Annotated in this window: 13 protein-coding genes; 12 read left to right on the top strand and 1 reads right to left on the bottom strand. The window is 68.9% G+C overall.

The genetic code is table 11. The features are described from left to right. The 8 genes from nuoL to OHB21_RS28805 all read left to right on the top strand — a co-directional run bounded on the left by nuoL (position 1) and on the right by OHB21_RS28805 (position 8740). The gene (gene nuoL / locus OHB21_RS28840) at positions 1-1887 is read left to right on the top strand and encodes an NADH-quinone oxidoreductase subunit L (protein ID WP_067501691.1); all 1887 of its coding nucleotides are present in this window, start codon (positions 1-3) and stop codon (positions 1885-1887) included. After that, the gene (locus OHB21_RS28835) at positions 1884-2138 is read left to right on the top strand and encodes a hypothetical protein (RefSeq protein WP_067501694.1); all 255 of its coding nucleotides are present in this window, start codon (positions 1884-1886) and stop codon (positions 2136-2138) included. The genes nuoL and OHB21_RS28835 overlap by 4 nt, the downstream gene beginning before the upstream one ends. Next, on the top strand, positions 2135-3757 hold the full coding sequence (locus OHB21_RS28830) for an NADH-quinone oxidoreductase subunit M (RefSeq protein ID WP_195124220.1): 1623 nt from the start codon (positions 2135-2137) through the stop codon (positions 3755-3757). The genes OHB21_RS28835 and OHB21_RS28830 overlap by 4 nt, the downstream gene beginning before the upstream one ends. 56 nt (positions 3758-3813) lie before the next feature. Beyond that, positions 3814-5367: an NADH-quinone oxidoreductase subunit NuoN gene (gene nuoN, locus OHB21_RS28825; protein WP_228788604.1), complete on the top strand. Its 1554-nt coding sequence runs from the start codon at positions 3814-3816 to the stop codon at positions 5365-5367. A gap of 45 nt (positions 5368-5412) precedes the next feature. Further along, positions 5413-5766 carry a hypothetical protein gene (locus tag OHB21_RS28820; protein WP_067501703.1) on the top strand — a complete coding sequence of 118 codons (354 nt, stop codon included), beginning with the start codon at positions 5413-5415 and terminating at the stop codon, positions 5764-5766. Between the two features lie 844 nt (positions 5767-6610). Continuing rightward, positions 6611-6949, top strand: a complete 339-nt coding sequence (locus OHB21_RS28815) for a YciI family protein (protein ID WP_195124219.1) — start codon at positions 6611-6613, stop codon at positions 6947-6949. After that, the gene (locus OHB21_RS28810; protein ID WP_195124218.1) at positions 6946-8163 is read left to right on the top strand and encodes an RNA polymerase sigma factor; all 1218 of its coding nucleotides are present in this window, start codon (positions 6946-6948) and stop codon (positions 8161-8163) included. The genes OHB21_RS28815 and OHB21_RS28810 overlap by 4 nt, the downstream gene beginning before the upstream one ends. A gap of 82 nt (positions 8164-8245) precedes the next feature. Beyond that, positions 8246-8740, top strand: a complete 495-nt coding sequence (locus OHB21_RS28805) for an SRPBCC family protein (RefSeq protein WP_067501712.1) — start codon at positions 8246-8248, stop codon at positions 8738-8740. A 2-nt stretch (positions 8741-8742) separates the two neighbouring features. Here the strand turns inward: OHB21_RS28805 and OHB21_RS28800 are convergent, their stop codons facing one another. Beyond that, positions 8743-9720 (bottom strand): helix-turn-helix transcriptional regulator, encoded by a 978-nt coding sequence (locus OHB21_RS28800; RefSeq protein ID WP_084537211.1) that lies wholly within the window; start codon positions 9718-9720, stop codon positions 8743-8745. A 204-nt stretch (positions 9721-9924) separates the two neighbouring features. On the opposite strand from OHB21_RS28800, the gene OHB21_RS28795 reads away from it, so the two are divergent. The 4 genes from OHB21_RS28795 to OHB21_RS28780 are packed head-to-tail and all read left to right on the top strand — an operon-like array spanning position 9925 to position 13910. Next, on the top strand, positions 9925-10893 hold the full coding sequence (locus OHB21_RS28795; RefSeq protein ID WP_324191955.1) for an LLM class flavin-dependent oxidoreductase: 969 nt from the start codon (positions 9925-9927) through the stop codon (positions 10891-10893). A gap of 34 nt (positions 10894-10927) precedes the next feature. Next, positions 10928-11461 carry a cupin domain-containing protein gene (locus OHB21_RS28790; RefSeq protein ID WP_067501718.1) on the top strand — a complete coding sequence of 178 codons (534 nt, stop codon included), beginning with the start codon at positions 10928-10930 and terminating at the stop codon, positions 11459-11461. After that, positions 11458-13155 carry an AMP-dependent synthetase/ligase gene (locus OHB21_RS28785; RefSeq protein ID WP_195124217.1) on the top strand — a complete coding sequence of 566 codons (1698 nt, stop codon included), beginning with the start codon at positions 11458-11460 and terminating at the stop codon, positions 13153-13155. The genes OHB21_RS28790 and OHB21_RS28785 overlap by 4 nt, the downstream gene beginning before the upstream one ends. Beyond that, positions 13152-13910 (top strand): SDR family NAD(P)-dependent oxidoreductase, encoded by a 759-nt coding sequence (locus OHB21_RS28780; protein ID WP_195124216.1) that lies wholly within the window; start codon positions 13152-13154, stop codon positions 13908-13910. The genes OHB21_RS28785 and OHB21_RS28780 overlap by 4 nt, the downstream gene beginning before the upstream one ends. Positions 13911-13956 lie beyond the last annotated feature (46 nt).

Here is a 13956-nt window from a genome sequence, read left to right as displayed (position 1 = left end):
GTGGATACGGCCATCCTCACCCTGCTGCCCGCCCTGCCGCTCGCCGGGGCGCTCGTCCTGCTGCTCACCGGCCGCTACGCCGACCGGTGGGGTCATCTGCTCGGCTGCGCCACCGCCCTGGCCTCCTTCGGCGTGGCGGTGTGGGCGTTCGCGGAGATGCTGGGCCGCGCCGGCGCCGACCGCGCCGTGCACGCCGACCTGTTCAGCTGGGTGCCCGTCGCCGGGCTCCAGGTCGACTTCGGACTCCAGCTCGACCAGCTGTCGATGTGTTTCGCGCTGCTGATCACCGGTGTCGGCTCGCTGATCCACATCTACTCGATCGGCTACATGAGCGACGACCCCGATCGCCGCCGGTTCTTCGCCTACCTCAACCTGTTCCTCGCGGCCATGCTGCTGCTGGTCCTGGCGAACAACTACCTGGTGCTCTACCTGGGGTGGGAGGGCGTCGGCCTGGCGTCGTACCTGCTGATCGGGTTCTGGTACCAAAAGCCTTCCGCCGCAACGGCGGCCAAGAAGGCGTTCGTGGTCAACCGCGTCGGCGACATGGGTCTGGCGATCGCCATGATGATGATGTTCGCCGCGTTCGGCACCGTCGGCTTCGGGGCAGTGTTCGCCGCCGCGCCGGGCGCGAGCGAAGGCACGCTCACCGCGATCGGCCTGTTCCTGCTGCTGGCCGCGTGCGGCAAGTCGGCGCAGGTGCCGTTGCAATCCTGGCTCGGGGACGCGATGGAAGGCCCCACACCCGTGTCGGCGCTCATCCACGCGGCCACCATGGTCACCGCGGGTGTCTACCTGATCGCCCGCTCGGGCGCGATCTTCGACCTCGCGCCCACCGCCCAGCTGGCCGTGGTGCTCGTCGGCGCGGTGACGCTGCTGTTCGGCGCGATCATCGGCTGCGCGAAGGACGACATCAAGAAGGCGCTGGCCGCGTCCACCATGAGCCAGATCGGCTACATGGTGCTCGCCGCGGGCCTCGGTCCCGCCGGTTACGCGTTCGCGATCATGCACCTGCTCACCCACGGCTTCTTCAAGGCCGGCCTGTTCCTCGGCGCGGGTTCGGTGATGCACGCGATGAACGACGAGACCGATATGCGCCGCTACGGCGGCCTGCGCACGCTCTTGCCGATCACCTACGTGACGTTCGGGCTCGGTTACCTCGCGATCATCGGCGTGCCGCCGTTCGCCGGGTTCTTCTCCAAGGACAAGATCATCGAGGTGGCCTTCAACGAGGGCGGCGTCGGCGGCTTCGCGCTCGGTTCGGCCGCCCTGCTCGGCGCGGGCCTCACCGCCTTCTACATGACGCGGGTCATGCTCATGACGTTCTTCGGCGACCGGCGCTGGCAGCCCGACACCCATCCGCACGAATCGCCCGCCGTGATGACAGGGCCGATGGTCCTGCTGGCCATCGGATCGGTGGCCTCGGGTGCGCTGTTCGTGATCGGGAACTCGCTCCAGAACTGGCTGGAGCCGGTGGTGGGCGCGCATCACGGCGAACACGTGGTGCCGGCGGCCGTGGTCACCGCGCTCGCGCTGAGCGTGGTCGCGGTGGGCGTCGGGATCGCCTACTACCAATACGCGCAACGCCGCATCCCCGAGACCGCGCCGCAGGACGTGTCGGCGCTGACCGTCGCCGCCCGCAACGACCTCTACGGCGACGCCGTCAACGAGGGCGTGTTCATGCGGCCCGGTCAGCACCTGACGCGCTCGCTGGTGTTCGTCGACAACCGCGGCATCGACGGGCTGGTCAATACCGTCGCCGCGGCCATCGGCGGGTTGTCGGCGCGCGCCCGGCGCGTGCAGACCGGATTCGTCCGGTCCTACGCCCTGTCCATGTTCACCGGCGCGGCGCTGGTCGCCGCCGCACTCTTGGCGGTGAGGATCTGGTGAGCGGATACGCGCAGTCCTTCGGCGCCTGCCGGTGGTACGGGGTTCCGGCCGAACATCGTTTCGGGGCACCGCAACCCGGGGCGCACCTCGTCGGGGTGGCCGGGATCGCTCCCCCGAATCCCGCCACGACCCGCGGGCGACGCCTGCGTGACGCCGTGGCGCGCCACCGCCCGGCCCGCGTGCGGAAAGTGTCCATGTTCACCGGCGCGGCCCTGGTGGTCGCGGCCCTGCTGGTGGTGAGGATGTCGTGAGCTCATACCCCTGGTTGACCACGCTGTGGCTGCTGCCCGTCGTCGGCGCGGTGGCCGTGCTCGCGGTGCCCGCCGCGCACAAGACGGTGGCGCGCGGGCTCGCGCTCACCGTGTCGGCGGCGGTACTGGCGCTCGGACTGGTGATCGCGACGCGGTTCGATCCGGGCGGCGCGCAATTCCAGCTCGTCGAATCCCACGAGTGGATCCCCGCTTTCGGCGCCGGGTACACCCTCGGCGTAGACGGCATCGCCATGGTGCTGGTGCTGCTCACCGCCGCGCTGGTACCGCTGCTGATCCTGGCGGGCTGGCACGACGACCGCGAGGTCGGCACCGGCAAGCGCGTCGCGCACACCTACATGGCGCTGATCCTGCTGGTCGAGGCCATGGTGCTGATGTCGTTCCTCGCGCTCGACATCCTGCTGTTCTACGTGTTCTTCGAGGCGATGCTCATCCCGATGTATTTCCTCATCGGCGGATTCGGGCCGCGCACGGTGGACGCGCAAGTGCGCCAACAACGTTCGCGGGCCGCGGTGAAGTTCCTGCTGTACAACCTGTTCGGCGGCCTGATCATGCTCGCCGCCGTGATCGGTCTGTACGTGATCACCGCGCGCGACGGACTCGGCACCGACGGGGCGGGCACCTTCGACTTCCGGACCGTCGTCGCGGCCGCCAACGCGGGCGAGCTGGGTGCGACACCGGCGGTGCTCAACGCGCTGTTCCTCGGATTCATGTTCGCGTTCGCGGTGAAAGCGCCGCTGTGGCCGCTGCATACCTGGCTGCCCGACGCGGCCGTGGCCGCCAGCCCGTCGAGCGCGGTGCTGATGATGGCGGTGGTCGACAAGGTCGGCACCTTCGCCATGCTGCGCTACTGCCTGCTGCTGTTTCCCGACGCGTCGTCCACCTACGCGCCGCTGGTGGTGACGCTCGCCGTCATCGGCATCATCTACGGCGCGCTGCTCGCGATCGGCCAGACCGACGTGATGCGCCTGATCGCCTACACCTCGATCTCGCACTTCGGGTTCATCATCCTCGGCATCTTCGCCATGACCAGCCAGGGCCAGTCCGGCGCCACGCTCTACATGGTGAACCACGGAATCTCCACGGCCGCACTGTTCTTGGTCGCCGGATTCCTGGTGTCGCGGCGCGGCACCCGGGTGATCGCCGAATACGGCGGCGTGCAGAAGGTGGCGCCCGTGCTGGCGGGCACGTTCTTCATCGCGGGTCTGGCGACGCTCTCGCTGCCCGGCCTCGCGCCGTTCGTCAGTGAATTCCTGGTGCTGGTCGGTACGTTCAGCCGCTACCAGGTGGCCGCGATCGTCGCGACGGCCGCGCTGGTGCTGGCCGCGGTCTACGTGCTGTGGCTGTATCAGCGGATGATGACCGGTCCGGTGAAGAAGGGCAGCGAGCACATCTACGACCTGGTGCCGCGCGAGATGGTGGTGGTCGCTCCCCTCATCGCGGCGCTGCTGTTCTTCGGCGTGTATCCGAAACCGGTGCTGGACTTCATCAATCCCGCCGTGGACCAGACGCTGACCACCATCGGCGTCGAGGACCCGGCTCCCACGGTGCCCGCTCCCGAAGCGGGCGCGGCCGACCTCCAGGAAGGAGGGCACAAGTGAGCGCCACCTCGCTTCCGCTCGCCGCGACGGTGCCCGCGCCGAGCATCGAGTACGGGATGCTCTCGCCGATGCTGATCGTGTTCGGCGTGGGTGTGGCCGGTGTGCTGGTGGAGGCGTTCGTCGCCCGCCGCCACCGCTACGGCACCCAGGTCGTGCTGAGCCTGGTCGGTCTCGGCGCCGCGCTGGCCGCCGTGATCGCCTTGGCCGGAACCGAATCCACCGCCATCTCCGGGGCGGTATCGATCGACGGCGTCACACTGTTCCTCCAGGGCACGATCCTCGTGGTGTCGATTCTCGGGGTGCTGTTCATCGCCGAGCGCGGCGCGGTGCCGCCGGTGCGGTCCGGGCCCGGCACCTGGAGTGTCGCGGCGGCGACCGTGGGCCGGGGTGTCGACGCGTTCACGCCGCAGGCGTCGGCGGTGCCGGGCAGCGCCGATGAGGCGGCCGCCTCGCGGGCGGGGATCGTCACGACGGAGGTGTATCCGCTCACGCTGCTCGCGGTCGGCGGCATGATGCTGTTCCCCGCGTCGAATGACCTGCTGACGATGTTCATCGCGCTGGAAGTGCTGTCGCTGCCGCTGTACCTGCTGTGCGGATTGGCGCGGCGCAAGCGGCTGCTCTCGCAGGAGGCGGCGCTGAAATACTTCCTGCTGGGCGCGTTTTCATCCGCGTTCTTCCTCTACGGTGTCGCACTGCTTTACGGGCAGGCCGGCACGGTGCGGTTGTCCGGGATCGCCGACGCCATCGCCCGGCAGCCCGGCGACGCCACCCTGGCGCTGCTCGGCATCGCGATGCTCGCGGTCGGGCTGCTGTTCAAGATCGGCGCGGTGCCGTTCCAGGCGTGGGTGCCCGACGTGTATCAGGGCGCGCCGACGCCGATCACGGCGTTCATGGCGGCGGCCACCAAGATCGCGGCGATCGGTGCGCTGTTGCGCATCCTGCACGTCGCCGTGCCGGGACTGTCCGACGACTGGCGGCCCGTCCTCGCCGCGATCGCCATCGCCACCATGGGTGTGGGCGCGGTGCTCGCCATCACCCAGACCGATGTGAAGCGCATGCTCGCGTATTCGTCGGTGGCGCACGCGGGTTTCCTGCTCGTCGGCCTGGTCGCGGCCAACGACGAGGGCGTCTCCGCGACGCTGTTCTATTTGGCCGCTTACGGTCTCGGCACGATCGGCGCCTTCGCCGTGGTGAGCCTGATCCGCGATGCCGATGGTGACGAGGCCACCGCGCTCCCTCGCTGGGCCGGGCTCGGCCGCCGATCCCCTTGGCTCGCCACGGTTTTCGCGCTCTTCCTGCTCTCCTTCGCGGGGTTGCCGCTGACCAGCGGGTTCGTCGCCAAGTTCGCCGTGTTCGGCGCGGCGGCCGCGGGTGATGCGACGTTCCTGGTGATCATCGGCGTTGTTTGCAGTGCCATCGCCGCGTTCTTCTATCTGCGGGTGATCGTGCTGATGTTCTTCACCGATCCGCCCGAGGATCCGCCGGTGATCGTCGCGCCGCCGTTGACGGGGGCGTTGGTGCTGCTGACAGCCGCGGCGACTGTGGTTTTGGGTGTGTTTCCGCAGCCTGTTCTCGATTTGGCCAATCAGGCGGCGAGTTTCGTGAGCTGAGTGGGATCGGCGCGGTGTTTTGTTTCTTCGGGCCGATTCACGTCGGTGAGAAGGATTCTCGGGACGATCACCGATGACCTGCCAGGTGGTGATCAGATCACCCACCGCGGTGAGGTCGATCGCGTCCACGCGCCTGCGCAGCTCCTCGACGCTCTCGTCTTCCCACACGTCCTTGTCGAGCACGACGCGCGGATGGAAATCCCCTTCGAAACCCACGCCGGCGGCTTTGTCCCGGACATCGGCCCGCTGCTGGTTGTACTCGCCTTGCACATCGCCGGGGCGCGTGCCCGGATCCAGCTCCTCGCCGGCGATCGCGTCGGTCAGGTTCCGCAGCATGGCCGAGCCGAGATCGCCGACGCTCCAGCCGAACATGCCACCGGTCGGACCGGTCATTGCTGATCCCCCACAGTATCGATGATGGCGTTGACGGACTCCGCGGTGGAGTAGTCCTGGCCGGTGAGGCGCGCGATCGAGATGGCCATGATCTCGCGCATATCGCGGACTACTTGCTTGTCTTTCTCGATGATCCTCGGCCTCGTGCTCCAGGTAACTCCGCGTGAGGTTCTTGACGAACACCCCGACGACCGCCACCATCAACCCGCGCATCTCCGCGGTCAGCGTCAGCCGCGCACGATCCTCGCCGAGAGGATCAACCCGATGCCCCGCCACACTGGTGACTCCCCCACTCTTCTGCGCCAACTCGAACGAGACCGGCATGTCCCACGCGGCGACCGACCACACCCCTTCCGGGAGCTTGGGCTGCCGCAGTCGCACGCTGCTCCCGACGCCGAGAGGCGGCGGCGTCAACACCTCGGCCTCCTCCACCGTCTCGACAATCCCCGCCTACCCCTCGATATCGCTCAACACTTCCCACACCCGCTGCGCCGACGCCTCGACCTCCACTGACTTCTCGAACCGCATCCCGAACCTCCTCGGCCGTGAACCACGCACCCCTGAGTGCACCGACTGTACTGCGCCACCACTCCCAACTCGCCGCTCCGCGCACCTCGTCGTTCCAGCCCGGCGATCTCCGCCGACACCACGCGGGCGACGCGCCGGTGCGGTCGAATTTGCCTCGAGTTCTATGGTGGGCTGGGCTCGGGCTCGCATGCGGACCGTGCAGAGCGGCCCCCACGCAGAAGGGATGCCCGAGCCGATGGGCGCGCACTCCCGGCAATAGGGCGAAGTGTGGACCTGGCTCGGATTCCCCTGGCGAAACTCGCTCGCGCCGCATAATGGGCCCATGAAGTACGTGCTGCTGATCTGTGACGACGAGCAGGTCTCACCGAGCAACGAAGAGTTGGCGGCCGACCCCGGCATCCGCGCGTACGAGGCGGAACTGGCGCGGCGGGGCGCGACCCTCGTGGGCGGGGCACGGCTGCGGCCGGTCGCGGACGCCACCACGGTGCGGGTTCGGGGTGGGGAGACGCTGATCTCCGACGGTCCGTTCGCGGAGACGAAGGATTTCGTCGGCGGCATCGACATCATCGACTGCGCGGATCTGGACGAGGCGATCGCCCTCGCGGCCGCGCACCCCTACGCGGGCTGGGGTTCCATCGAGGTCCGCCCCGTGTGGGAGTGACCACGCCGGACGCTGTGCGCACCGCCGTCGACCGCGCCTACCGCGACGAGTGGGGGCAGGTGGTCGCGACGCTGATCGGGCTCACCGGTGACTGGGATCTGGCGGAGGACTGCGCACAGGACGCCTTCGCCACCGCACTGGTGACGTGGCCGCGCGACGGCGTCCCGCCCCGTCCGGGCGCCTGGCTCATGACGACCGCGCGCAACCGCGCAACCGACAAACTGCGCCGCGATACGGCGGGCAAGGCGAAGTTGCGCCAGCTCGCGGTGCTCGCGCGGGATCCGGAACCGCCACGGGCACAAGAGATTCCCGACGAGCGATTGCAGTTGATCTTCACGTGCTGCCATCCCGCACTGCCCTTTCCGGCGCGGGTAGCCCTCACGCTGCGTACGCTGGCGGGGCTGACCACCGCCGAGATCGCCAAGGCGTTCCTGACCGGCGAGGCCACGATGGCGCAGCGCCTGGTGCGCGCCAAACGCAAGATCGTGGAGGCCGGCATCCCCTTTCGTGTTCCTCCTGCGGAGCTGCTGCCGGAACGCCTGGCCGCGGTCCTCGCGGTGCTCTACCTGATCTTCAATGAGGGGTACGACGAGCAAGGCGAACGCCGCGGACTCTCGGCCGAGGCGATCTATCTGGCCCGCGTGCTGGTCCGGCTGCTGCCGGGTGAGCCCGAGGCGCGCGGACTGTTGGCGTTACTGCTGTTGCTGGAGGCCCGCCGGAGCACCCGTACTGAAGACGGCGTGCTGGTCACACTGGAGAACCAGGACCGTTCCCGGTGGGATCGCGCGCTGATCGCCGAAGGGGTGGAGGTGCTCGACACCGCGCTGGCCGAGCGGCGTGCCGGGCCGTATCAGGTGCAGGCCGCCATCGCCGCCTGTCACGCGACCGCACCCGACGCCGCCGGGACCGACTGGCGCCAGATCGCCGCCCTCTACACCGAATTGGCGCGCCTGACGCCCTCGCCGGTGGTCGAGCTCAACCGCGCGGTGGCGGTGGCGATGGCCGACGGCATCCCCGCCGGCCTCGCCCTGGTCGAGGAACTCGCCGCGTCGGGCCGTCTCGACGGCTACTACCTGCTGCCCGCGACTCGCGCCGATCTCCTCCGCCGCGCCGATCGCCGCACCGAAGCCAGGGCGGCCTACGAGGAGGCCCTGGCGTTGGCCCCGACCGAGGCCGAACGCCGCTACCTGACCAGCCGCCTCCACGAGCTCTGAGAAATTTCTACGCCCGATGTCGATTCGGGGCGGGCTCCTTCGTAGGTGGAGTGAATTCACCCGACAGAAGGAGACGAGAACCATGTCGCACACCGACTACCTGACCGCCACGATGTCCGTCGACCGGTCCCCCGAGGAGGTCTTCGCCGCCGTCACCGACGTGCGCGGATGGTGGAACGAGAACATCATCGGCGACACCGCCGCCCTGCACGACGAGTTCGTCTTCACCGACGACAGCGCGTACGCGGGCGAGGCCGCCCACACCAAGGACGGCATCCGCTTCTGCCGCTTCCGGATCACCGAGGTCGTGCCGGGCGAGCGGATGGTCTGGCACGTCGTCGATGCCGACCTCACCTTCATCGCCGACCACGACGAATGGACCGGCACCGACGTCGTCTTCGATCTCACCCCCACCGCCGACGGCACCACCCTCCGCCTCACGCACGAAGGTCTGACCGCCTCCGCATCGGAGTGCTTCGACGCCTGCTCCAAGGGCTGGACCTTCTACGTCACCAAGAGCCTCCCTCAACTGATCACCACCGGCACCGGCCAGCCGATCCAGGGCTACCGGCGCTGACGTCACTCACGTCCGGATTCCGACGGATCGGTTCGCACCTCACGCGGTGAGACGCCGAACCGGTCCCGGAATGCTGTGCTGAACGCGCTCGCCGAGCGGAATCCGACGTCATGGGCGAGGTCGGAGATGGGGCGGTGGGCGTACGCGGGATGGCGAAGGCGGGTGTGCGCGAGCTGTAGTCGTTCCTCACGGATCAGTTCGCGCGGCGTGGTTCCCGCATGATGGAGCACGAGCTGGATCTGTCGCAGCGACCAGCCCAGCGCGTGCGCGATGGTGGTTCCGTTCAGATCCGGTGCGCCCGCGTTGGCCCGAACGTATTGCCGGATGGCGGATTCCACTTCGGTCAGGTGCCCGGGTGCGGTCGGTCGATCGTCTCCGGTCACCAGCAGGCAGAGCAATTCGACGGCGCGCTGCGCGACGGCGTCGAATTGCCGATGGGTGAGATGGCAACGCTCGCGGAACAGTCCCGCGACGAGATCGCCGACCACCCTCCCGAGCCCCACGGTCAGGTCGACGGAGTGCACGGCGGGCGCGGAACCCATTCCGCAGCGGTCGAACTCGGCCCGCGGCACAGTCAGCACCAAGGCGCGGGTGCCGTGGTTCTGACCGAACACGAACGGGGTGTCCATCGTCATCACGCAGCCGGCTCCCGGCCGGACGGTGATCGGATCAGCATGCCCGCGCAGGGTGACCTGGCCCTCCGCGACCAACAGCAGCCGGTAGTCGGGGTCGGAATCGGCTCGGACGTGTCCCGGGGTGCGGCGGTAGGTGACGGCGTCGGATTGCCAGCCCACCAGCTGGTAGGCGCCCGTGCGCCGTCGCGCCGTGCGCCCGTGGAAATCGCCCTGCCGGTCGAAACCGAAATCCATCCGGCGGTGATAGGAGCTCACCAGCTCGCTCCAGTACTCGGTGCGTTCCTCGGGAGCGACGTCGGACGTGCTCACCGACTCGACGACAACGGCCGCTCGCTCCACTGTCACTTCTCCCACCTGCCGCGTCAAAGGTCATCCGGGTTCAGCCTAGATCCGTTCGGCGTCGCGAGCGCACCCCTTTCGGTACAGCCGCAGACATCTCTGCGCGTTCCGCGAAGTTTCCTGCGCGTGGGCGAAACCGCGGCACCCCGCGCGTCACTAGCTTCGCTGGTAGTCACGCCGGAGCGGCGGGACGGCCGAAGGAGGACAGTGGTGAACCTGACGATGTCGTGCGCTCTCAACACCTCGCTGGAGAGCCCGGAACACGCGCGGATCGCCGAGGACCTGGGCTATAGCCGTGCTTGGTTCTACGATTCGCCCGCCATCTGCGCCGACGTCTGGATGCAGTTGGCCCGCGCCGCCGACCGCACCGAGCGCATCGGACTGGGCACCGGCGTGCTGGTGCCCGCGCTGCGCCATCCCATGGTGACCGCGACCGCCATCGCCGGATTGGTCGCGCAAGTGGGAACCGAGCGTGTCACCGTCGGTTTCGGCACCGGTTTCACCGGGCGGCTCACCCTCGGTCAACGGCCGAGTCGCTGGGCGTATGTCGCCCACTATGCCGAAGTGGTCAAGCGCCTGCTGCGCGGCGAGACCGTCGAGTGGGAAGGCGCGCCGATCCAGATGCTGCACCACGGCGGGTTCGCCGCCGTGCGCCCGATCGAGGTGCCGTGGGTGGCCGCCGCGATCGGGCCGAAAGGGTTGGCGGTGGCGCGGGAACAGGACGGTGTCTTCAGCGTTCCGGACCCACTGCCCGGATTCGACTGGTGCGTGAATCTCACGCTGGGCACCGTTTTGGACGACGGCGAGGACCCCGGCAGCGACCGCGCGATCGCCGCGGCCGGGCACGCGGCGAGCCTGTGGTTCCACTTCGCGATGGAGTTCGGCGGCCTCGACAACGTTCCCGACGGCGAACGGTGGGCCGCCGCCTACGCCGAGGTGCCGGCCGAGACCCGCCATCTGGAGCTGCACGACGGACACCTGTGGTCGGTCAGCGAACGGGATCGCCCGTTCGTCGACGGCAGGGTCCTCGCCGCGAGCGGAGCGGCCATGAGTGCGGCCGCTTGGCGCGATCGGCTGGCGGAGCTGGCGAGCAACGGCGCCACCGAGATCGCCTACCAGCCCGCCGGGCCCGATGTTCCTCGTGAACTCGAGGCGTTCGCCACGGCGATGCGCGGCTGACCATCCGGCACGGACCACGACGAAGGAGTCGGCAATGCGAAGAATAGTCATGGGGCACAACGGTTCCGGTCGCGCCACCGTCCTCGCGGACGGCATCGTCGACCCGATCACGGTGGCGATGCTGCCCGGCGTCCAGGTGCATCGGATGTGGGAGCTGGACGAGGCGCCCACGCTTCCGGTGGACAGCCCTCCCGGCCCGCCCACCGGCACGTTCTTCCCCGGGAACGGTGGCATTCGGTTCGGGTTCATCACTATTCCGCCCGGCCTCAGCTACGAGATGCCCGCCGACCTGCCCGCGGAGGCGGTCGAGGCCGCGCTGGCCGAGGCGGAGGCCGAGCTGCCCGGTATGGCCGCGACGTTCGACCCGGACCGTCCCGGTGTCCACACCACACGCACGGTGGACTACGTGGTCGCGATATCCGGGACCGGACGGATGCGCACCGATGACGATGTCGATGTCGTGCTGGGCCCGGGTGACTGTTTGATCCAGAACGGGACCGCGCACGCCTGGTTCAACGACGGGGATGTGCCTCTCGTCCTCGCCTACACCCTCTACGGTGCGCGATGAACCACGCGGGTACCGGGCCGGCGGCGGTGATCGAGATCTCGGAGGCTGCGAACACCGTGCCGAAACTTGTTGCCCACCAAGTGGAGAAGTACGGGGAGCGGACGGCGTTGCGGTGGCGCTCCGAAGACCTCTGGTGCGCTTGGACATGGCGTGACTACGCCGACCACGCGTCCCGCCTGGCCGCGGTGCTGGCTGCGCGAGGCATCCATCGCGGCGACACCGTGGCGATGATGATGCGCAATGGGGCCGAGTTCCACGCCGCCGACCTCGGCGTGCTGCTGGTCGGCGCGACTCCGTTCTCGGTGTACAACACGTCATCGGTCGAGCAGATCGTCTATCTGCTCGGGCACGCCGGGGCCCGGATCGCGATCGTCGCGAACGAGTTCGCCGAGCGTGTGCGCGCGGCGCGCGCCGCGTTGCCCGCGCTCGAGGAAGTTCTCGTGGTGGCCGACGAACCGCACGGCGTGTCGGGACTCCATGCCCTGACAAGTGCCGTCGAACCGGTCGACTTCCGGCATGCCGCACAGACCGCCGAACCCGGCGATCTGGTGACTCTCGTCTACACGTCGGGCACCACCGGGCCACCGAAAGGTGTCGCGCTGACCCATGGCAACGTCTGCTGGATGGTGGAGTCGCTCGCCACCGTGATCGGCGAGCTGCCCCCGGGGACGCGCATGGTCTCGTATCTGCCGATGGCGCACATGCTCGAGCGCATGCTCACCCACTATCTGGCGGCGCGCATCGGCGCGGACGTCACTTGCTGCCCGGACGCGGCGGCGGTGGCCGAGTATCTCCCGCTGGTGCGCCCGGAACTGTTCGTCGCCCCGCCGAGAGTATGGGAGAAACTGCGTTCGGCCTTGCTCGCCGACGCCGTCGCACCCGGGCGGGCCGCAGCCACCATCGGATTGGACGCGTGCCGGGTGGGGCTGGTCGGTTCCGCGCCCACGCCACCGGGCCTGATCGACTTCTTCCGCGGGATCGGGGTGCCGCTGACCGAGGCCTACGGAATGACCGAGACGAGTGGATTGCTCACCGCGGAGACGGCGCGTCCGCGCCCGGGGTCGGTCGGCCGGGCGGCCCCGGGGTGCGAGATCAAAGTCCTTCAAGACGGTGAGATCTGCTGTCGCGGCGGCAACGTCTTCTCCGGCTACCTGCGTGATCCGGAACGGACCGCGGAGACGTTCGACAGCGAAGGGTGGCTGCGTACCGGTGATATCGGGGCTCTCGACGAGGACGGCTACCTGTGGTTGCTCGACCGCAAGAAGGAGTTGATCATCACCGCCTCGGGGAAGAACATATCCCCCGCCAACATCGAGGCCGCGCTCAAAGAGATCCCGCTCGTGGGGCAGGCGTGCGTGATCGGTGAAGGGCGTCCCTACTTGACGGCGCTCCTGGTGCTCGACGCACCCGCCTGCCGCGCCTGGGCGGAGGAAAACGACTGCGCCGCAATGACGGCCGACGAGCTCGCCGAGTACCCGGCCGTGCGCGAGAGCGTGGCCGCCGGGTTGGCGGAAGTGAACTCGCGCCTGTCCCATCCCGAGCAGATCAGGAAGTTCCACCTGATCGGCACCGAATGGCTACCGGATTCGGAGTGCCTGACGCCGAAGATGTCCCTCAAACGCCGCGGGGTGCACCAGCGTTACGCCGGCGAGATCGCGACGCTGTACGGCGAGCCGGTGGGCGGGTCTCGATGAGCCTGCTGGACAGCTTCCGCCTGGATGGTTCGGTCGCCATCGTGACCGGGGCGTCGTCGGGTCTCGGTGTCGACATCGCGCGCGGACTCGCCGAGGCGGGCGCCGATGTCGCGCTCGGTGCGCGCCGCGCCGAGCGGCTCGCCGACACGGCGGCGCTGATCGAAGAGGTCGGGCGAACGGCGGTGTGTGTCGCCACCGATGTGACCGACCCTGGCCAGTGCCGGCGCTTGGCCGCCGCCGCCGGCGAACTGGGGCAGGTGCGCGTCCTCGTCAATAACGCGGGCGCCGCGTCCGCGGTGCCCGCATCCCGCGAGACCCCCGACCAGTTCCGCTCCCTCGTCGAGGTCAATTTGCTGGGTGCGTACTGGATGAGTCAGGCGGCTGCGGCCGTCATGTCCGGCGGTGGTGCCATCGTCAATGTGTCGAGCGTGCTCGCCCTGGTCACCGCCGGGCTACCCCAGGCCGCTTACGCTTCCTCCAAAGCGGGCCTGCTCGGCCTCACCCGCGACCTCGCGGCGCAGTGGAGCGGCCGCAAAGGCATTCGCGTGAATGCCGTTGCGCCGGGCTACTTCCCTACCGACATGGGTTCGGCATATCCACCGGGATACGTGGATCGTCTCCTCTCCGACCGCCCACTCCCCCGCCCCGGCACCGGACCCGAACTCGCCGCCGCCGTCTTGTTCCTGGCCTCCCCCGCCTCCGGATATGTGACCGGTGTGACACTGCCGGTCGACGGCGGATTGACGATCAGCTGAATCCGGCCGCCAGCAGCAAACTGGTCGGCATTCATCGTGCGTGGCA

The sequence above is a fragment of the Nocardia puris genome, assembly GCF_036051655.1.
Classification (GTDB): Bacteria; Actinomycetota; Actinomycetes; order Mycobacteriales; family Mycobacteriaceae; genus Nocardia; species Nocardia puris.
The sequence above is the reverse complement of the archived record's forward strand: the minus strand, read 5'-3'. Positions and strand labels throughout refer to the sequence as shown.